This window comes from Mesorhizobium sp. M0074 (genome assembly GCF_040322975.1).
Taxonomy (GTDB): domain Bacteria; phylum Pseudomonadota; class Alphaproteobacteria; order Rhizobiales; family Rhizobiaceae; genus Mesorhizobium.
Window position 1 is genome coordinate 75,441 of sequence record NZ_JAMYUM010000011.1, and the last position, 18,947, is coordinate 94,387.

The following is an 18,947-nucleotide window of genomic DNA, read 5'->3' on the forward strand; positions in this document are numbered from 1 at the left end:
AGAGGGGGGTGCTGTCCCGCCAGCGTGGAAGCGATCATCTCAATTTCCCTCGAACACCGGCTTCTCCTTGGCCACGAAAGCCGTGTACGCCCGCTCGAAATCGCGGGTCTGCATGCAGATCGCCTGCGCCTGCGCTTCCGCTTCGATCGCCTGGTCGAGACCCATCGACCATTCCTGGTTCAGCTGCGTCTTGGTCATGCCATGGGCGAAGGTCGGGCCGGAAACGATGCGCGCGGCCATGTCGAGCGCGTCGGCCTCAAGCGTTGCGGTATCGACCAGCCGGTTGTAGAAGCCCCAGCGCTCGCCTTCCTCGGCACTCATCGTGCGGCCGGTATAGAGCAGCTCGGCGGCCCGGCCCTGGCCAATGATGCGCGGCAGGATCGCGCAGGCCCCCATGTCGCAGCCGGCAAGGCCGACGCGGGTGAACAGGAATGCTGTCTTGGCCTGGGGCGTGGCGATGCGGATATCGGAGGCCATGGCGATAATCGCGCCGGCGCCGACCGCCACGCCATCGACCGCCGCAATAATCGGCTTGCCGCAATTCAGCATCGCCTTGACGAAATCGCCCGTCATGCGGGTGAAGGCGAGCAGCGCCTTCATGTCCATCTTGACCAGTGGGCCGATGATTTCGTGGACATCGCCGCCCGAGCAGAAATTGCCGCCATTGGGCAGGACCACCACAGCATCGACATCATCGGCGTAGACAAGGTCGCGAAATATGTCGCGCAATTCGGCATAGCTGTCGAAGGTCAGCGGGTTCTTGCGCTCCGGTCGATCGAGCCGGATCTTTGCGATCTTGCCTTCGACCTGCCAGAGGAAATGCTTCGGCTTGCGGCCGGCCAGCTTCGTCATTCCCGTCCCTCCCAATTGCTGCGGAAGGAGGTCAGCATGCCGGTCAGCCGGCGCGCCTCATCCTCGCTCACATTGCCCAGCAACTCGCCGACCCATTTCTCATGCGCGGCGGCGATCACGGCGAAAATCTTCGATCCCTCTTCTGTCAGCCGCACCATCGAGGTGCGGCGGTCGCCATTGCGTCGGGCCCGCATCACCAACCCTTCCGAGACCAGCCGGTCGATGATGCCGGTGACATTGCCGTTGGACACCAGCAGGAAGCGCGAAAGATCGCTCATCAGCATGCCCTCCGGCGCGCGGTAGAGCGCGGCCATCACGTCGAAGCGTGGCAGCGTTGTGTTGAACTCTTGCCGCAGTCGTTCGCGCAGCTCGGCCTCGATGGTGCGCGAGGCGCGCAGCAGGCGTATCCACAGCCGCAGGCGGTCCTTGCCGGGTCCGGAAGGGGCGGGCAGGGGACCGGCTACCATGTCTCACCTCCGGAGATCGAAATCGTCTGCCCGGTAATCGACCGGGCGGCGTCGCCACACAGATAAAGTACCGCGGCCGCAATTTCTTCCGGCTGGATGAAGCGGCCTTGCGGGTTGGTCGCGGCTAGGCTTGTCCGTGCCTGCTCGGACGAGCGGCCGGTCGTTTGGACGATGCGCTGGACGGTGCTCTCCAGCATCTCGGTTTCGACAAACCCTGGGCACACGGCATTCACTGTTATGCCGGACTTGGCGGTCTCGACGGCGAGTGCCCGCATCAGGCCGACGACGCCATGCTTGGCGGCAACGTAAGCTGCGACATAGGGATAGCCTTTCAGTCCGGCGGTGGAAGCGACGAAGATGATACGGCCAGTCTTGCGCACTGCCATGCCGGCCAACGCCGGCTTCACCGTCAGGAACGTACCGGTCAAGTTGACGTCGAGCGTGCGCTGCCAGTCTGCCAGCGAGGTCCGCTGCGCCGGGGCACTGCCGGACATGCCGGCATTGGCAACGACGATGTCGAACGCTCCGCGTGCCGCTTCCGCGGCCTCGTAGAGCGACGCCATCGACGTCTCGTCGGTGACGTCGGCGGCAATGGCGAAGATGGACTTGTTCTCCGCGGCGACCTCGGCAAGCGGCTCCACGCGCCGGCCGCAGATGGTCACGTCAACGCCCGCGCCGGCCAGCGCCAGCGCGATCGCGCGGCCGACGCCGGAGCCGCCGCCGGTGACCAGCGCATGACGCCCCGAAATCGTCGCCGCGGCACTCATACTTTCAACCCCGCTGCCGCTTCGCGTTCGGCCAGCCGGTAGAGCTGGTCGCGGCCGGGCAGATAGGGATCCGGCCATTTGACGCCGCGATCGCCAAGCATGACGGCCGCGTGCAGCGTCCAATACGGATCGGCAAGATGCGGCCTAGCCAGTGCGACGAGATCGGCGCGGCCCGCCATCAGGATCGAGTTGACGTGGTCCGGCTCATAGATATTGCCGACCGCCATCGTCGCCATGCCGACCTCGTTGCGGATGCGATCGGAAAACGGCGTCTGGAACATGCGGCCATAGACCGGTCTTGCCACGGCCGAAGTCTGGCCGGCCGATACGTCGCAGATGTCTACGCCGGCCTCATGCAGCAGCCGCGCGATCTCTACGGCATCGGCCGGCGTCACGCCTTCGATGCCCAGCCAGTCATTGGCGGAGATGCGCATCGAGATCGGCTTCTCGGCCGGCCACGCGGCGCGCACCGCATGAAAGATTTCCAAGGGGTAGCGCATGCGGTTTTCCAGCGAGCCGCCATAGGAGTCGGTGCGCCGGTTGGTCAAGGGCGTGATGAAGGAGGACAGGAGATAGCCGTGCGCGGCGTGGATTTCGAGCATGTCGAAGCCGCAGCGCGCCGCCATCTCGGCCGAAGCGACAAACTGGTCGCGCACCATATCCATGTCGGCGCGGTCCATCGCCTTAGGCACCTGGTTTTCCCGCGACCACGGCACGGAAGACGCTGCCATGACGGGCCAATTGCCTAAGGGCAGCGGCACGTCGGTTCCCTGCCAGCCGAGCCTGGTCGACCCCTTGGCACCGGAATGGCCGATCTGGGCGCAGATCTTGGCCTCGGTTTCGGCATGGACGAACTCGACCAGCCGCTTCCAGGCGACCTCATGCTCGGGCGCATAGAAACCGGGGCAGCCAGGCGTGATGCGGCCCTCCGCGCTGACGCAGGTCATCTCGATGTAGAGGAGACCGGCGCCGCCCTTGGCCCGTTCGGCGTAATGGGCGAAATGCCAATCGGTCGGACAGCCGTCGACCGCTTTGTACTGCGCCATCGGCGAGACGACGACGCGGTTCTGCAGCGCCATGCCGCGCAGCCGGAACGGCGCGAACATCGGCGCGCGACGCAGATTGTTGCCCCCGGCGCCGGCCTGGCGCTGGAACCACTCCTCGGCGCCGGCCAGCCATTCGGCATCGCGCAGCCGCAAATTCTCGTGACTGATGCGTTGCGAACGCGTCAGCAGCGAATAGTTGAACTGCACCGGATCGAGGCCAAGATAGCGCTCGACCTCCTCGAACCATTCGAGCGAATTGCGCGCCGCCGACTGCAGCTTCAGCACTTCGGTGCGGCGGGCGTCCTCATATTTGCTAAAGGCGGCCTCGAGGTCTGGCTCGGACTCGAGATAGTCGGCCAGCGCCACCGCGCTTTCCAGCGCCAGCTTGGTGCCGGAACCGATCGAGAAATGCGCGCTCGCCGCCGCGTCGCCCATCAGCGCCAGGTTCTTGTAGGACCAGCGTTCGCACAAGACGCGCGGGAAATTAATCCACGCCGAGCCGCGGATATGATTGGCGTTGGTCATCAGCGCGTGGCCGCCGAGATGACGGGCAAAGATGCGCTCGCAGACGGCAATCGATTCCTGCTGCGACATCGCGCCGAAGCCGAAGCGCTGCCAGGTCTGCTCGCTGCATTCGACGATGAAGGTCGCGGTATCGCTGTCGAACTGGTAGGCATGCGCCCACACCCAGCCATGCTCGGTCTTTTCGAAGATGAAGGTGAAGGCGTCGTCGAATTTCTGGTGGGTGCCGAGCCAGACGAACTTGCATCTACGAATGTCGATATCGGGCTTGAACACGTCGACGAAGGCGCTCCGCGCTTTCGAGTTCAACCCGTCGGCGGCGACAACCAGGTCGTGCGTCTCCATATATGGCTTGGGATCGGCGATGTCGGTTTCGAAGACCAGCTTGACGCCGAGTTCGCGCGCCCGCCGCTGCAGCAACGTGAGCAGCCGCTTGCGGCCAATGCCGCAAAAGCCGTGACCGGTCGAGACCGTGCGCACGCCATCATGGATGACGGCGATATCGTCCCAATAGGCGAAATGCTTGCGGATCCAGACGGCGCTGACCGGGTCGTTCTTGGTCAGGTTCTCCAGCGTTTCGGCCGACAGCACGACGCCCCAGCCAAACGTATCATCGGCACGGTTGCGCTCGAACACCGTGACCTCATGCGCGGCATCCCTGAGCTTCAGCGAGATGGCAAAGTAGAGCCCGGCTGGTCCGCCGCCGAGAACCGCAACTTTCATCGTGCGATCTCCTCTTCGCTTCTGTTTGTCGAGTTTACGCCTGAGACGGATTAATTCAAGCTTGAAGTTTCAGGATTGAAACAATCCGCCCCAGAAACCCAGCTTGCCGGCAGTCGGCTTGCGCAGGCCAGGGACGCCCCGGGCTATTTTTCCGGGTTCTTCGGGCTCCACAGCACCGTCTCCGCATCTTTTTCATAGGCCATGCCATTGGGATAGCTGATCGCTTCCAACTGCAAGCCCCAGGGCGCCTGGAAGTAGAGGATGGTCTGGCCGGCGGCCGGGCCTTCGGTAACCGGCAGCGGTCCCATCCGCGTCTTGACGCCCTTGCCGTCAAGATAGGCTTTTGCGGCGGCGATGTCGTCGACATAGAAGGCGATATGGAAGCCGCCTATGTCGCTGTTGCGAGGCGTCAGGTCCTTCTGGTCCGGCGCGGTGTATTTGAACAGCTCGATGTTCGACCCGTGTCCGCAGCGGATCAGGGTGATCTCCTCGATCACCGCCTTGGGATCGACGCCCAGCAGATCCTGCATGAATGTGCCCTTGTCGTCGGCGAACGGGCCGAACGACATCGCCTTCTTGCAGCCAACCACTTCTGTGAAGAAATCGACCGCCTGCTGCATGTCGGGGACGGTGACGCCGGTGTGGTCGTGGCCACGCATGCCGGGAATGGAACTGGCGTAAGCGGTGCCGATGCTTCCCAGCACGGTGGCGATGAGCACTGCGTAGCGGATTGCATTCTTCATGTCAGTCATCCTCCATCGCGGGACATTTTGCCGGCCGCACGCCCGAGGCCCGCTCTTTAGCGTGCGAATAGGATTGTGTTTCATGCCGGCGCCTTTGCGGCGGGAAGTAGCCAGGCATCATCGATCTCGGGCAGCGGAATGGCGGCGAGCAGATCGCGCGTGTAGGGCTGCTGCGGCTGCTCGAACAAAGCGTCGGTCGCGCTGGCTTCGACGATCGCGCCTTCGCGCATGACGATCACTTGCCGGCAGAGCCGCCGGATCACCGACAGGTCATGGCTGATGAAGGCAACGGTCAGGCCCATTTCGGCGGCGAGTTTTTCCAGCAGTGTCAGGATCTGTGCCTGCGTCGACACGTCGAGGCCTGAGACGATTTCGTCGGCCAGCACGAATTTCGGCGACAGCGCCAGCGCGCGGGCAATGCCGACGCGCTGGCGCTGGCCGCCCGACAATTCATGACGATAGCGGCTGGCGAAGCCTTGCGGCAGGCCGACGCGCTGAAGCGCCTCCGCGACACGATCCCTGAGGTTGTCGCCAAGCCCGTTCTGCTTGAGCGGTGCTGCGATGATGCTGAAGATGGTGCGGCGCGGGTTGAGCGACGACATCGGATCCTGGAAGATCATCTGCAGATTGCGGCGCAGCGGCCGGAGCTCGGCCTCAGGCAGATGTGTGATGTCGCGGCCGTCGAAGATGACCTTGCCGGCGCTCGGCTCCAGAAGCCGCACTAAGGCGCGGCCAAGCGTCGATTTGCCGGAGCCGGATTCGCCGACGATGCCGGTCACCGATCCCTTTGGCAGGTCGAAATCCAGCCCTTTCAGGATCTCGGCCAAGGGCGCGCGGCCGATCAGCGGCTTGCGCGTCATGTCGGGCAGCGCGACCTTCAGCCCACGCACGGAAAACAGCGGCTCAGCCATGCGGGCGCCTCCAGGCCTGATCGGCGGCGGCGATCTCCGAAGCAAGCCCGGCCAGCACCGCCTCGTCCACCGGCTTCAGCGAGGCGAAGGGATCGGTGTAGCGTGGCGTCGCGGCCATCAGAGCTCGCGTGTAGGGGTGCTGCGGAGCGGCGAAGAGAGCGGCCGTTTCGGCCTCCTCGACCACCTTGCCAGCATAGAGCACCGAGACCTTCTGGCTGATCTTGGCGACGACGCCGAGATCATGGGTAACGAACAGGATCGCCGTGCCGTGCTCGCGCTGCAGTTGCGCGATCAGCCGCAGGATCTGCTTCTGCACAGTCACGTCGAGCGCCGTGGTCGGCTCGTCGGCGACGATCAGCCTTGGTTCGGCAGCAAACGCCGCGGCGATCAGCACGCGCTGGCGCATGCCGCCGGACAGCTCGTGCGGATAGCATTTGAGGACACGCTCGGGGTCGCGGATTTGCACCTCGTCCAGCAATTGGCGGATGCGTGCATCGGCCTTCTCGCCGCTCCAGCCGAGGATGCGCACCAGCCGGTCGGTCATCTGCGGGCCGATGCGGCGTGACGGGTTGAGTGCGGTCAGCGGATCCTGCGGGATCAGCGCCGTGCGCGCGCCGATCAGGGTGCGCCGTGCCTTGGCCTGCAGTTTGCCGAGGTCCTCGCCCTCAAGCAGCATGTCGCCTTCGACGATGCGCACGCTCGAAGGCAGCACGCCAAGCACCGCCTTGCCGATCATCGTCTTGCCGGCGCCGCTCTCGCCGACCAGCGCGCGCACCTCGCCGGGCTCGACGGCGAGCGACACCGAGCGCAGCACGCGCAAGCCATTAGGCAGCACCGCGCTAAGGCTGCGTATGTCGAGGCAGGGTTTCGCCAGCGCGTTCATCGCAGCACCGGATCGAAACGTGCCCTGAGGCCCTCGCCAAACTGGCTGAACGACAGCACCGTCAGGATCAGCGTGACCAGCGGGAACACCAGCACCCACCAAGCCTGATGGATCGACAGGCGGCCCTCGGCGATGATGCCGCCCCAGGTCGGGTCGTCGGTCGAGATCGACAGATTGACGAAGGACAGGATCGCCTCGACGATGACGGCAATGCCCATCTCCAGCGACAGCAGCGCGACGATCGATGGCACCACATTGGGCAGCACCTCGCACAGCATGATGCCGATGCGGCCGTAGCCGGCGATGCGGGCGTTCTCGACATAATCCATGCGCGACTGGCCCATGGTCTCGGCGCGGATCACCCGGCAGAAGCGCGTCCAGTCGATGACGGCAATGGCAATGATGACCGAGCTCAAGCCGGTGCCGAGCACGGCGACCAAAAGGATGGCAAACAGCACCGGCGGAAACGCCATCCAGACATCGACAACGCGCGAGATGATGCGGTCGGCCCAGCCGCCGAAATAACCAACGATCAGGCCGAGCGTCGAGCCGACCAGGCAGGCCGCGATGGCGGCGGCGAAGGCGACGATGAAGGCGATGCGGGCGCCGAAGATCAGCCGTGACAGGAGATCGCGGCCGAGACTATCGGTGCCGAGCCAGTAGCCGGGCTCGGCTCCATCGAGCCAGAACGGCGGCAGGCGCTCCAGCATCAAATCCTGCGCCAGCGGGTCCTGCGGTGCGACCAGCGGCGCAAAAATTGCGGCCAGCAGCGCAATCAGCAGCCAGCCGCCGGCCAGCCACAGGCGTGCCCGCGAGCCATGTCTCGAAATGCGGGCCTCATCCATGGCGCAGCCTCGGATTGAGCAGGGCGTACATCATGTCGACGGCAAGGTTGATCAGCACAAACAGCAGCGCGAAGACCAGCACGATGCCCTGGATCAGCGGCAGGTCGCGGTTGATGACGGCATCGATCGCCATGTTGCCGAGACCTTCATAGGAAAACAGTCGTTCGACGATGACCGTGCCGCCGATCAGGAAGGTGAACTGCACGCCGACCAGCGTCAGCGTCGGCAGGGCCGCGTTCTTCAGCGCCTCGCGCAGGATGACCTGCGTTTCCGAAAAGCCCTTTACCCGCGCCAGCACGACGTAGTCGAGGTCGAGCACTTCCTTCAGCGACTGTTTCAGCAGCTGCGAGATGATCGCGGCCAGTGGCAGCGCCAGCGCAATCGCCGGCATCAGCATGTGTGCCAGCAGGTCCCTGGTCAGGTCGAAGCGCAGCCGTACGATGCTTTCGAACAGATAGAATTGCGTGGCGAAGGGCAGGTCGAGCTGCGGCGACACCCGGCCAGAAATGTCGAAGATAGGCACCAGCACGCCGAACAGAAGGATCAGCACCAGGCCCCACAGGAAATCGGGAATCGAGAGTGCCGCACCGCTGGCAATGTCGATGCCGGCTTCGACCGCGGTGCCGCGTTCGCGCGCGCCGAGGATCGCCGTCGTGCCGCCGATCGCCAGCGCCATCACAAGCGCGACGATGGCGAGTTCCAGCGTGGCCGGGAGGCGATTGAAGACCAGCCCAAGCACGTCCTGCCGCAGTGAGATCGACGTGCCGAAATCGCCCCTGACGACACCGGCCAGCCAGATGAAGAATTGCTGGACGATGGTCTTGTCCAGCCCGTAAAGCGCGCGCAGCCGAGCGATGTCGGCATCGGTCGCGCCGGGCGGCAGCATCATCGCGATCGGGTCGCCCGGCGCGACACGGATGACGATAAAGACGACGACGGCCACGCCGAACAGCGTGATCGCCATCGTCAGAAGACGGATCAGGAATCTTTGCAGCAGCATGGTCGCCCGTGGCGGAAAATGCGCGCCGTCATTCCGGACGGCGCGCGGCAAGCCGAAGACTGTCTCAGGCCGGGCTCATCAGCGCCGGCAGAAGTGCGCCCGACACATGCTGCACCACATTGACGCCCTTGGCATGCACGATCGGCTGCGCATACTGGATCAGCGGCAGCACATAGGCCTGTTCGGCGATGTATTTGTCGACGGCCTTCCAGCCGGCAATGCGCTTGGCCTCGTCCTTCTCGCCCCATAGTGGATTGATCATGTCGATCAGGTCCTGGCTGTCCCATACCGAATGCGGGCTTGGGCCATACATGGCAAAGCCGGTCGACGTGGTGGGATCGCCGATGGCATTGCCCCAATTGTAGAAGGCCGCCGGCGCCAGCTTGTCGGCGGCGCGCAGCTCGTAGTGCTTGGCGATCTCGTAGACCTCGATCGTTGCCTCGATGCCGACCTTGCGCCACATGCCGACGATCGCCTGGATCATCTCGTAGTCCTTGGGCTTGAAGCCCTTGGTCGTCTGTATCGTGAACTTGACCGGCTTTTCCGGCGAATAGCCGGAGGCGGCCAGCAGTTCCTTGGCCTTGTCCGGATTGTGCTCCACCTTGATCGACGCATCGTAGGCCTCGTATTCCGGCGTCTCCAGCGTATCGATGGGCTGGCCGTAACCGCGCAGCAGCCGGTCGACCAAAAGCTTTTTGTCGACCGCCATCACCGCCGCCTGGCGCACGTTCTTGTCCAGCATCACGTCGATGTCGTTGAAGAAGATCATGCCGATGTCGGAGACGTTCTTGCATGAGCCGGCAAGTCCATCCTTGGCGATCAGGCGGTCATATTCCTCATAGGGGATTTCCAGCGTCACCTGCGAGGAACCGGACTCGATCTCGGCGACGCGGCTCGCCGCATCGGTGACGAACTTGATGGTTACGTTTTCGAAGGCCGGCTTGCCGCCCCAGTAGTTCGGGTTGGCCTTGAGCCGCAGGAAGGCGTTGCGCTCGAATTTGTCGACCATATAGGGCCCGGTGCCGATCGGGGCTTTCTCAAAACCCTCGGCGCCGACCTTTTCGTAATAGGCCTTCGGCATGATGTAGCCGGTCAGGAACGACATCCACTTGAAATACACCGGGTCGAATTGCACGACGTCGCCGGTGATCTTGTTGCCGTCGATCTTGAAGTTGTTGACGTTCTTCCAGACGAACTGGATCGGGTTGCCGGTCTTTTCATCGCCCGCCCGCTGCAGCGACCAGACCACGTCTTCGGCCGTGAATGGCGAGCCGTCATGCCAGGTGACGCCCTCGCGCACCGTCATCATGATCTTGCTGCGATCCTCGTTCCAGCCCCATTCGGTGAGCAGGCCGGGCGCGAAAGAAAGATCCGGCTTCTGCGGGATGAACTGGTCGAACACCGACTGGTAGAGACCCTGGATGGTCGGGTTGACCGCCGAAGGCCCGGTGGTCGGGTCCCAGGACGGCAAATTGACATTGTAGGCGATGGTCAGTTCGCCGGCAGCCTTGGCGATTTGCGGCAGGCCGAGCGCCGTGGCGCCAAGTGCGGCCGCGCCATATCCGAGCAATTCTCGTCTGTTGATTGTCATGGTCGTTCCCCTGTTGCTTTTATGCGCGGTGTCGTTGTCAATCGGTGGGTTCAGGCTCCTTGGGCAACCGCGCCTTGTCCTCCTTCACCCTAGATGAAAAATGGAGCCTACCTCCCGCCAAGTTGTTGCGCGAGCATGTAGCCCGACGCCGCCCCGGTGCCGGCGCCGGGCCATGTTGCCGCCCCGGTCAGGTGCAGATTGCCGACCGGCGTGTTCCAGCCGGCGTAACCGCGCGCCGGCCGGAACAGGAAATTCTGCGCCAGATGATGGCTGCCGCAGATCTGGTCGCCGCCGACAAGGTTCGGGTTCTCGCGTTCGAGGTCGATGGGCGAGAACACGGCGCGGCCGAGGATCTTCCGACGAAGGCCGGGCGCATAGCGCTCGATAATGTCGAGGACGCGCTCGGCGTAGTGCTCCCTAGCCTCGTCCCAGTGAGCCGCCGTGATCGTGCCCGCTGCATCGCCTGCAATCTCGGCTGGCAGCATGCGCACCTGCACCCAAAGTACGTGCTTGCCGTCCGGCGCGCGCGAGGGATCGACGGCCGTCGGCTGGCCGACGACCAGCACCGGTTCATCCGGCAGCATGCCTGCCATCACCTGCTGGTAGGTCAGCGACATGGCGTCGAGCGACGGCGAAAGGTGCACATAGGCGAACTGCCGAAGCTCGGCGCCGGCGCGCCAGTCCGGCAGATCGTCGAGCGCCAGATGGATCATCAACGTCCCCGGCGCGTGGCGGAATTTTTTCACGGCCGTGTCGAAGCCGGTGTCGCCCGATCCGTTAGGCAACAGTTTCCCGGTCAGCGCCTTGGGCGCGACACCGGCGATGACGGCCTTGGTGGCTGTGTGGGTCTCGCCGGAAGCGAGCCGCACGCCGGTCGCTTTGCCGGCCGAAACCGTGATCTCGGCGACATCAGCCCCGGTGACGATCTTGCCGTCGGCGGCCGTGAGCATGCCCGACAGAGCGCGGATAATGGTGTCGGCGCCGCCTCTGCCGAGCACCATGCCGAAGCGCTGGTTGGCCATGGATTCGAGGTAAGGGAACACCGCGCCGCCGGCGATATCGGGGGCGAAGTCGAGATGCATGCCCCAGGTGGCGAGCGTCGCCCTGACATGCGGTGACTGGAAAGTCTCCTCGAGCCAGGCGCGGGGTGACGAAAGCAGCAACCGACCAGTATCGAGCGCGCCCGCAAAACCCTTCTTGCGCCAGAGGTTCCAGGCGGTGCCGGCGAGCGCACGGCCGCTCATCGGCGAGCCCAGCAGCCGGAACAGATGCTCGGCCTCCGCCGGGAATGCCGCAACCAGACGGCGCCATGTCTGTGCGTCCGCGTCGGAAAAAGCGGCCATGCGCGAGGCGGTCTTTTCCAGGTCGCTGCTGACGCCGAACCAGCGACCGTCGGGGAAGGCGCTGGCAAAACAGTCGGCCACCGGCACGAATTCCAGCCCGTGGGTTTTCAATTCATTTGCATATTTCTTGTGAAAGGCCGAGCCGGCGAACAGGCTGAGATTCATCGCGCCGAAATCGTGCCGGAAGCCCGGAAGCGTCAATTCGCGCGTCTGGACGGCGCCGCCGATCGTTGCATTACGCTCGAAAACTGCCGTTTTCCAGCCTTTGAGCGCCAGATGCGCGGCGCATGCCAGACTGTTGTGGCCTGCCCCGACAAATATGGCGTCGAACTCGCTCACGCCCCGTCCCATTTGCTTTATGCTTAAAGATAATTGCAGATGCATATGTTTTCGTCTAGTAGGATATTAAGGGCCGCGAGAGCCTTCAGCACCATCGAGCAAGAGGGAACAGAGACCATGGACACACAACAACTTCTAGGCGAAGTCGCCGGCCAGCTGCTTTCAGGCGCCATCCAGGTGGTCGACCTGACGGCGCCGCTCGGGCCCAACACGCCACTGATCAAGCTGCCGCCGGAACTGGCGGTCGACACGCCGAAGATCGAGATCCACGCCATCTCCGCCTATGACAAGAATGGCCCGTGGTGGGCGTGGAACTGGCTCAAGCTCGGCGAGCATTCGGGCACCCATTTCGACGCACCCAACCACTGGATCACCGGCAAGGATTATCCGGACGGCGCCACCGACACCATTCCGGCGCAGAACTTCGTCGGCCCGGTCAACGTCATCGACTGTTCGAAGCAAGCGGCAGCCGATCACGATTTCCTGCTCACCGTCGATCACATCAAGGCATGGGAAGCCGAACATGGCGCTATCAATCCCGGCGAGTGGGTGGTGATGCGCACCGACTGGTATAAGCGCAACGGCTCGGAAGCCGAGTTCCTCAACGCCAATGAGACCGGACCGCACACGCCTGGCCCGACCGCCGAAGCCATCCAGTATCTGATTAGCAAGGACATCAAGGGCTGGGGCAGCGAGACGATCGGCACGGATGCTGGAAAAGCAGGGGGAATGGAGCCGCCGTTTCCGGCGCACAGCCTGATGCACAAGGCCAACCGCTACGGCCTCGCCAGCCTCTGCAACCTCGACCGGCTGCCGCCGAAAGGCGCGATACTGATCGCTGCACCGCTCAAGATCGAGCACGGCACCGGCAGTCCGATCCGCGCGTTGGCGTTGGTGCCAAGGCAATAGGGTAGCTGCGGTCTTCGGGAGAAGATCATGTGCGGAAATGGCACTGTGGTGACGGAGTGGGAGCGGCAGCCTTGCAAAGCTGCGGCTCTACGGCGCCGTAGAGCGCCAATCTCTGCAATTGAACTCCTGCCGGCTAGGAGCACGCATCGATGAGCGCTCCCGATCACATCGTCGTCGGCAGCGGCATCAACGCGCTGGTCTGCTCGGCGATGCTTGGCGGCAAGGGGGCGAAGGTGCTGGTGCTCGAGCGCAACGACCGCATCGGCGGCTGCATGCGAACCGAAGAAATCACCGCGCCCGGCTTCATCCACGACGTGATGGCGACGACCTTTGTCCTGTTCATCACCTCGCCGGCGTATGCGGCGCTGGGCAAGGATCTGGCGCGGCACGGCCTGGAGTTTTGCAACACCTCCACGCCGACCGGTGTGCTGCGCCCGGACGGCAGCCATGCCGTCCTGCGCACCGATCGTATCGCCAATGTAGCGGCGATCAATGCGCTTGCCGCGGGCGACGGCGACCGGCACGCAAACGATGTCGGCGAGATCGAGCGCAACGCCGGTCTGCTGTTCGGACTGCTCGGTGGCAGCCTGTGGTCCTACCCGACGGCCAGGCTGCTGGCGGGTGAAGCCTGGCGGTGCGGCCCGCGTGGCCTTGCCGCCTTTCTCGGCAGCGCGCTGGTGCCGGCGCGCGGTTGGCTGGAAAGCACCTACCAGTCGGAAACCATGCGCGCGCTGTGGGCACCCTGGGTGCTGCATGCCGGCCTCGGGCCTGAGGACGCGTTCTCCGGCCAGATCGCCAAGGTCATCGCCTTCGCGCTTGAGGCGGCCGGCGCGCCGATCGTCAAGGGCGGTGCCAGGAATCTGCTGGCCGCCTTCGAAGCCTTGATCAGGGAACGCGGCGGCGAAATCCGCACCGGCGCCGACGTCGCGGCTATTGTCCAAAGCGGAGGCCGCGCCGCCGGCGTGCGGCTGGCTTCGGGCGAAACGATCAACGTGAACAAGAGCGTCATCTGCTCGGTCACGCCGACCCAGCTCTACCAGCGGCTGCTCGGCGACGCGGCGCCGAAAGCCGACGTCGAGGCAGCGCAAAAATACCGCTACGGCAAGGGCAATTTCCAGATCCACTATGCCTTGGACAAGCCGCCGGCATGGCGCGGCGAGGGCCTGGACAAGGTCGCGCTGCTGCATCTGACGCCGGGGCTCGACGGCGTCTCGAAGGCCTGCAACGAAGCCGTGCGCGGCATGCTGCCGGAGGTGCCGACCATGTGCGTCGGCCAGCCGCACGCGCTCGACCCATCGCGCTGCCCGGCCGGCAAGGCGGTCCTGTGGCTGCAACTGCCCGAGGCGCCACGGCATATCAAGGGCGATGCCGCCGGCAAACTGCAAACACCGGCAGACGGTCGCTGGACCGAGGCGCTGCGCGAAGCCTATGCCGACCGTGCCGAAGCGATCCTCGCCAGCCATATCGATGGGTTCAAGGACAGCGTCATCGCACGCCGCGCCTGTTCGCCGACCGACCTGGAAGCTATGAACATCAATCTGGTCGGCGGCGACCCCTATGGCGGTTCCTCGGCTATCGACCAGTCGTTTCTGTGGCGGCCGTTCAAGACGAGCCGCAATCACGCCACCGAGGTCAGGGGTCTCTACCACATCGGTGCCTCGACCCATCCGGGTGCTGGCTTGGGCGGCGGCTCCGGCTTTCTCCTGGCGGGGAGGCTGTGATGGAACAGAAGGTTGAAAAGCGCCAGCGCATCTCGACTTTGGGCCAGATCGGCCTGCAGCAATTCGCGCCCTATCTGATGAACCGCATCATGGGCCGCTACAACGCCACCTTGCGCGACAATTTCCGCAAGCAGGGCCTGACCATTCCGCAGGTGCGCACGCTGGCGGTGTTGTCGGTCACCGATGGCGTCACCGTCAACGATCTCTCGGTCTATACCGTCATCGAGCAGTCGACCTTGAGCCGGACGCTCGACACGCTGGAGGGGCAAGGGTTTGTGCGGCGCGAGCAGGGGGTCACCGACAGCCGTATCCGCCATGTATTCCTGACCGACGATGGCCGCGCCGAGTTCGCGCGCGCCTGGCCGGCCATGCACGACGCTTTCGAGGCAATGTTCGACGATGTCGACGATGCCGAATACGCGGCGCTGATCGCGACATTGCAGAAGATGCTGAAGAACATTCGCAAGCACGACATCTGATCTTACGCGCCGCCATCGGGGCGGTAACGGAAGGAGCCCAAAATGGCCGAACGGTCTTTTGCCAAGGAAGTCGAAAAGCTCAGGCTCGGCGCCGGCGAGGAGTTTTCCGGCGAAGGCATTCTCGCCATCACCAAGGCGCTGCTGCAATGCGGCGTCGGCTATGTCGGCGGCTATCAGGGCGCGCCGATCAGCCATTTGATGGACGTGCTGGCCGACGCGCAGGATATCCTGGGCGAGCTCGGCGTGCATTTCGAGGCGAGCGCCTCGGAAGCCACGGCCACCGCCATGCTTGCCGCATCGGTGCATTATCCTATCCGCGGCGCGGCGACCTTCAAGTCGACGGTCGGCACCAATGTCGCCTCCGACGCGCTCGCCAATCTCGCTTCCGGCGGCGTCACCGGCGGTGCATTGATCATCGTCGGCGAGGATTACGGCGAAGGCTCCTCGATCATGCAGGAGCGCAGCCACGCCTTTGCCATGAAGAGCCAGGTCTGGCTGCTCGACCCGCGACCGAACCTGCCGTCGATCGTCAAGGCGGTGCAGGACGGCTTCGAGCTGTCCGAGGTTTCCAACACGCCGGTCATGCTGCAGGTCCGTATTCGCTGCTGCCATGTCCACGGCCATTTCATCGCCAAGGACAACAAGCGCCCGGCAATGACTGTGGCCGATGCGCTCGAGGCGCCGCGCCGCGACACCGGCCGCATCGTGCTGCCGCCCGCGTCCTTCCTGCACGAGAAGGAAAAGGTGCAGAAACGCTGGCCGGCGGCGGTGGATTTCATCCGCACCAACAAGATCAACGAGTTTTTCGGCCCGGAGCACGGCTCGGTCGGCATCGTCATGCAGGGCGGCATGTACAATTCGGTCATCCGGGCGCTGCAGCGGCTTGGCCTCGCCGACACTTATGGCGACACCGACGTGCCGCTCTATGTGCTCAACGCCGTCTATCCCTTAGTCGACGACGAGTTCCTGTCTTTCTGCGAAGGCAAGGACGCCGTCCTCGTCGTCGAGGAAGGCCAGCCCAACTACATCGAACAGGCCTTTGCCGCGATGCTGCACAAGGCCGGCCGCGGCACCAGGCTCGTCGGCAAGGAACATCTGCCTATGGCCGGCGAATATACCGGCCAGGTGATGCTCGACGGCATCGGATCGTTCCTGCGCGCCACCATCCCGCATCTGCTGCCAAGCGAGGTCCGCGCGCCGAACAAGATCGGCGACGGGCTCGACACCGCCGACCTGATCAACGTCGTCCCGGGCCGGCCGCCCGGCTTCTGCGTCGGCTGCCCGGAGCGGCCGATCTTCGCCGCCACCAAGCTGGTCGAGCAGGAGCTGGGCAAGCACCACATCGCCTCCGACATTGGCTGCCATCTGTTCTCGATCATGCCGCCTTTCGAGCTAGGTGCCACTACCATGGGCTACGGGCTGGGGCCGGCCTCGGCTTCGGCGTTCAATTCGCCCGATGCCAAGCGCCGCTCGATCTCCTTCGTCGGCGACGGCGGCTTCTGGCACAACGGTCTGACCTCGTCGATCGGCAACGCGGTGTTCAACAAGAACGACGGCGTCATCGTCATCGTCGACAATTTCTATTCGGCCGCCACCGGCGGCCAGGACATCCTGTCGTCCCGCGCCGGCAACAAGACCAAGTCGACCAAGCACCCGATCACCGAGGCGGTGAAGGGCATGGGCGTCAAATGGCTGCGCCACATCGACCGCACCTACGACGTAACCAAGATGCAAGACACGCTGCGCGAGGCGCTGACGACGGACGAAAAGGGCCCGAAAGTCATTGTCGCCTCGTCCGAATGCATGCTCAACCGGCAGCGCCGCGAAAAGCCGCTGGTCGACAAGGCGATCAAGGGCGGGGCGCGCATAGTCAAGCCGAAATTCGGCGTCGACGAAGATATCTGCACCGGCGACCATGCCTGCATGCGGCTTTCCGGCTGCCCGTCGCTGTCGGTGAAGTCGCTGGACGACCCCCTGCGCGACGATCCGGTGGCGCATATCGACCAAAGCTGCGTCGGTTGCGGCAATTGCGGCGAGGTCGCCGATGCGGCGGTGCTCTGCCCATCCTTCTACCGCGCCGATGTCGTGCACAATCCGAGCCGCTGGGACCGTTTCCTTGAAGCCGCTCGCCGCGCCATGATCGGTCTCTTGCAGCGGCGCCGTGAAAGCCGGCGCCTGATATTCGCCGATGCTTGACGCCGTGCCCTCATCGCGCTCGAAAGCCGGCGCCCCCGAAGACGAGCGCGTCATCAAGCTTGCCGTGCTGGCGGTCGGTGGCCAGGGCGGTGGCGTGCTGGCCGACTGGATCACCGACGTCGCCGAGCGCAACGGCTACGTCGCGCAATCGACCTCGGTCGCCGGCGTCGCCCAGCGCACCGGCGCCACCATCTATTATGTCGAAATGTGCCGCGACACCGGCCGCCTGCCGGTCTTCGCGCTGTCGCCGTCGCAGGGCGACGTCGACATCCTGATTGCCGCCGAACTGATGGAGGCCGGCCGCGCCATCATCCGCGGCTTCGTCACGCCCGAGCGCACCACGCTGATCGCCTCGTCGCACCGCATCGCCGCGGTCTCGGAGAAGATCGAGCCCGGCGATGGCCTCGCTTCGTCCTCGAAGGTGCATGCCACGGCGGAAGCCGCGGCCAAGCGCTTCATTGCCTTCGACATGGAGAAGATCGCCGCCGACAATGGCTCGATGATCTCGGCCAGCCTGCTCGGCGCGCTGGCCGGCTCCGACGCCTTGCCGTTCAGTCGCGAAAGCTATGAGCAGGCGGTCAGTGCCGGCGGCCGTGGTGTCAAGGCCAGCCTCGCCGCCTTCGGCGCCGCCTACGATCGGGCGCGCGGCATCGCGAGTGCGCCTTCGGGCGACAAGACTGCACAGCCGGCGGCCGCTGAAACCGGCTCGGGCGCGGCGACAAAAGTCAGCGGCCCGGAAAGCCTGTTGAAGGGCTGGCAACAACTGGCGGCGCGCGTCGCCGCGTTGCCGGCACCTGTGCACGACATGGCGCTTCGCGGCCTGAAAAAAGTCGTCGACTATCAGGACATCGCCTATGGCGGCGAGTATCTCGACCGGCTGGACCGGGCGGTCGTCCTGGACAATGCCGAACACGCCTACGCGCTGTCGATCGCCGCCGCCAAGCATCTGGCCAACGCGATGTGCTACGACGACATGATCCGCGTCGCCGATCTGAAGACACGCTCGACGCGCGACCAGCGCGTACGCCGTGAGGTTGGTGTCAAGCAAGGCTCAGTCCTGCAGGTGACCGAATATTTCCATCCGCGCATCGAGGAATTCTGCGGCACGCTGCCGGCCGGGCTCGGCAGCTACATCGAGGCGCGGCCGAAGCTCGCCGCCTTCCTCGACCGCCGCATCAACCGCGGCCGCCATATCCGCACCGACAGTTTTGCCGGCTTTGCCGCATTGTGGTTCATCGGCGGCCTGCGCCGCTGGCGCCGCCGGCTGCTGCGCCACAAGATCGAGACCGCGCATCTCGAGCGCTGGTATGCGCTGGCGCTGGGCCAAGTCGGCGAGGACTACGCGCTTGGCACGGAGATCCTCAACTGCCGCCGGCTGATCAAGGGCTACAGCGACACCCACGCCCGCGCACAGTCGAAATTCGACCGCGTGCTGTCGGCGCTCGACCTGGTCAAGGGCCGCCCGGACGCCGCAGACTGGACCCGGCGCCTGCGCGAAGCCGCGCTGAAGGACGAAAAGGGCGACATGCTCGACGGCGCGCTGAAGACCGTGGCGTCGCTGGGCGACGGCGACGTTCCATCAAGTTGATCTGTGAAATGGTCCCGTTTAA

16 protein-coding genes are annotated in these 18,947 nt (G+C 64.6%); 5 read left to right on the plus strand and 11 right to left on the minus strand.

Annotated elements, in window-relative coordinates; all coding sequences use genetic code 11:
* Positions 1-39: 39 nt before the first annotated feature.
* The 11 genes from NKJ73_RS16670 to NKJ73_RS16720 all read right to left on the minus strand — a co-directional run bounded on the left by NKJ73_RS16670 (position 40) and on the right by NKJ73_RS16720 (position 12,032).
* Positions 40-852 carry an enoyl-CoA hydratase family protein gene (locus tag NKJ73_RS16670; protein ID WP_023676833.1) on the minus strand — a complete coding sequence of 271 codons (813 nt, stop codon included), beginning with the start codon at positions 850-852 and terminating at the stop codon, positions 40-42.
* Positions 849-1,319 carry a MarR family winged helix-turn-helix transcriptional regulator gene (locus NKJ73_RS16675; protein ID WP_023676834.1) on the minus strand — a complete coding sequence of 157 codons (471 nt, stop codon included), beginning with the start codon at positions 1,317-1,319 and terminating at the stop codon, positions 849-851. The genes NKJ73_RS16670 and NKJ73_RS16675 overlap by 4 nt, the downstream gene beginning before the upstream one ends.
* Complete coding sequence (locus tag NKJ73_RS16680) at positions 1,313-2,086, minus strand: SDR family NAD(P)-dependent oxidoreductase (RefSeq protein WP_023676835.1); 774 nt, start codon at positions 2,084-2,086, stop codon at positions 1,313-1,315. Before NKJ73_RS16680 ends, NKJ73_RS16675 begins: the two co-directional genes overlap by 7 nt.
* Positions 2,083-4,377 (minus strand): bifunctional salicylyl-CoA 5-hydroxylase/oxidoreductase, encoded by a 2,295-nt coding sequence (locus tag NKJ73_RS16685; protein ID WP_352570269.1) that lies wholly within the window; start codon positions 4,375-4,377, stop codon positions 2,083-2,085. The genes NKJ73_RS16680 and NKJ73_RS16685 overlap by 4 nt, the downstream gene beginning before the upstream one ends.
* Before the next feature lie 143 nt (positions 4,378-4,520).
* Positions 4,521-5,120: a VOC family protein gene (locus tag NKJ73_RS16690; protein ID WP_352570271.1), complete on the minus strand. Its 600-nt coding sequence runs from the start codon at positions 5,118-5,120 to the stop codon at positions 4,521-4,523.
* An 80-nt stretch (positions 5,121-5,200) separates the two neighbouring features.
* On the minus strand, positions 5,201-6,031 hold the full coding sequence (locus NKJ73_RS16695; protein ID WP_352570273.1) for an ATP-binding cassette domain-containing protein: 831 nt from the start codon (positions 6,029-6,031) through the stop codon (positions 5,201-5,203).
* The gene (locus NKJ73_RS16700; RefSeq protein ID WP_352455070.1) at positions 6,024-6,914 is read right to left on the minus strand and encodes an ABC transporter ATP-binding protein; all 891 of its coding nucleotides are present in this window, start codon (positions 6,912-6,914) and stop codon (positions 6,024-6,026) included. The genes NKJ73_RS16695 and NKJ73_RS16700 overlap by 8 nt, the downstream gene beginning before the upstream one ends.
* Positions 6,911-7,759: an ABC transporter permease gene (locus NKJ73_RS16705; protein ID WP_352570275.1), complete on the minus strand. Its 849-nt coding sequence runs from the start codon at positions 7,757-7,759 to the stop codon at positions 6,911-6,913. The genes NKJ73_RS16700 and NKJ73_RS16705 overlap by 4 nt, the downstream gene beginning before the upstream one ends.
* Positions 7,752-8,759, minus strand: coding sequence for an ABC transporter permease (locus NKJ73_RS16710; RefSeq protein WP_023676841.1), 1,008 nt, complete (start codon positions 8,757-8,759; stop codon positions 7,752-7,754). The genes NKJ73_RS16705 and NKJ73_RS16710 overlap by 8 nt, the downstream gene beginning before the upstream one ends.
* A 64-nt stretch (positions 8,760-8,823) precedes the next feature.
* Complete coding sequence (locus NKJ73_RS16715; protein WP_023676842.1) at positions 8,824-10,350, minus strand: ABC transporter substrate-binding protein; 1,527 nt, start codon at positions 10,348-10,350, stop codon at positions 8,824-8,826.
* Positions 10,351-10,457: 107 nt separating this feature from the next.
* The gene (locus NKJ73_RS16720; protein WP_352570277.1) at positions 10,458-12,032 is read right to left on the minus strand and encodes a phytoene desaturase family protein; all 1,575 of its coding nucleotides are present in this window, start codon (positions 12,030-12,032) and stop codon (positions 10,458-10,460) included.
* Positions 12,033-12,149: 117 nt separating this feature from the next.
* Between NKJ73_RS16720 and NKJ73_RS16725 the strand changes: the two genes are divergently transcribed.
* The 5 genes from NKJ73_RS16725 to NKJ73_RS16745 all read left to right on the plus strand — a co-directional run bounded on the left by NKJ73_RS16725 (position 12,150) and on the right by NKJ73_RS16745 (position 18,925).
* Positions 12,150-12,941, plus strand: coding sequence for a cyclase family protein (locus tag NKJ73_RS16725; protein WP_023676844.1), 792 nt, complete (start codon positions 12,150-12,152; stop codon positions 12,939-12,941).
* A gap of 149 nt (positions 12,942-13,090) precedes the next feature.
* Positions 13,091-14,662: a phytoene desaturase family protein gene (locus tag NKJ73_RS16730; protein WP_352570279.1), complete on the plus strand. Its 1,572-nt coding sequence runs from the start codon at positions 13,091-13,093 to the stop codon at positions 14,660-14,662.
* Complete coding sequence (locus tag NKJ73_RS16735) at positions 14,662-15,141, plus strand: MarR family winged helix-turn-helix transcriptional regulator (protein WP_352455076.1); 480 nt, start codon at positions 14,662-14,664, stop codon at positions 15,139-15,141. The genes NKJ73_RS16730 and NKJ73_RS16735 overlap by 1 nt, the downstream gene beginning before the upstream one ends.
* A 42-nt stretch (positions 15,142-15,183) precedes the next feature.
* Positions 15,184-17,337 carry a thiamine pyrophosphate-dependent enzyme gene (locus NKJ73_RS16740; RefSeq protein ID WP_352570280.1) on the plus strand — a complete coding sequence of 718 codons (2,154 nt, stop codon included), beginning with the start codon at positions 15,184-15,186 and terminating at the stop codon, positions 17,335-17,337.
* Positions 17,330-18,925: an indolepyruvate oxidoreductase subunit beta family protein gene (locus tag NKJ73_RS16745; protein ID WP_352570282.1), complete on the plus strand. Its 1,596-nt coding sequence runs from the start codon at positions 17,330-17,332 to the stop codon at positions 18,923-18,925. Before NKJ73_RS16740 ends, NKJ73_RS16745 begins: the two co-directional genes overlap by 8 nt.
* The last annotated feature ends 22 nt before the right edge of the window (positions 18,926-18,947 follow it).

What these genes read in the sequence shown, in the direction of transcription:
- NKJ73_RS16670 (WP_023676833.1), bottom strand. Translation starts at nt 852, where the DNA reads ATGACGAAGCTGGCCGGCCGCAAGCCGAAGCATTTCCTCTGGCAGGTC.
- NKJ73_RS16675 (WP_023676834.1), bottom strand. Translation starts at nt 1,319, where the DNA reads ATGGTAGCCGGTCCCCTGCCCGCCCCTTCCGGACCCGGCAAGGACCGC.
- NKJ73_RS16680 (WP_023676835.1), bottom strand. Translation starts at nt 2,086, where the DNA reads ATGAGTGCCGCGGCGACGATTTCGGGGCGTCATGCGCTGGTCACCGGC.
- NKJ73_RS16685 (WP_352570269.1), bottom strand. Translation starts at nt 4,377, where the DNA reads ATGAAAGTTGCGGTTCTCGGCGGCGGACCAGCCGGGCTCTACTTTGCC.
- NKJ73_RS16690 (WP_352570271.1), bottom strand. Translation starts at nt 5,120, where the DNA reads ATGAAGAATGCAATCCGCTACGCAGTGCTCATCGCCACCGTGCTGGGA.
- NKJ73_RS16695 (WP_352570273.1), bottom strand. Translation starts at nt 6,031, where the DNA reads ATGGCTGAGCCGCTGTTTTCCGTGCGTGGGCTGAAGGTCGCGCTGCCC.
- NKJ73_RS16700 (WP_352455070.1), bottom strand. Translation starts at nt 6,914, where the DNA reads ATGAACGCGCTGGCGAAACCCTGCCTCGACATACGCAGCCTTAGCGCG.
- NKJ73_RS16705 (WP_352570275.1), bottom strand. Translation starts at nt 7,759, where the DNA reads ATGGATGAGGCCCGCATTTCGAGACATGGCTCGCGGGCACGCCTGTGG.
- NKJ73_RS16710 (WP_023676841.1), bottom strand. Translation starts at nt 8,759, where the DNA reads ATGCTGCTGCAAAGATTCCTGATCCGTCTTCTGACGATGGCGATCACG.
- NKJ73_RS16715 (WP_023676842.1), bottom strand. Translation starts at nt 10,350, where the DNA reads ATGACAATCAACAGACGAGAATTGCTCGGATATGGCGCGGCCGCACTT.
- NKJ73_RS16725 (WP_023676844.1), top strand. Translation starts at nt 12,150, where the DNA reads ATGGACACACAACAACTTCTAGGCGAAGTCGCCGGCCAGCTGCTTTCA.
- NKJ73_RS16730 (WP_352570279.1), top strand. Translation starts at nt 13,091, where the DNA reads ATGAGCGCTCCCGATCACATCGTCGTCGGCAGCGGCATCAACGCGCTG.
- NKJ73_RS16735 (WP_352455076.1), top strand. Translation starts at nt 14,662, where the DNA reads ATGGAACAGAAGGTTGAAAAGCGCCAGCGCATCTCGACTTTGGGCCAG.
- NKJ73_RS16740 (WP_352570280.1), top strand. Translation starts at nt 15,184, where the DNA reads ATGGCCGAACGGTCTTTTGCCAAGGAAGTCGAAAAGCTCAGGCTCGGC.
- NKJ73_RS16745 (WP_352570282.1), top strand. Translation starts at nt 17,330, where the DNA reads ATGCTTGACGCCGTGCCCTCATCGCGCTCGAAAGCCGGCGCCCCCGAA.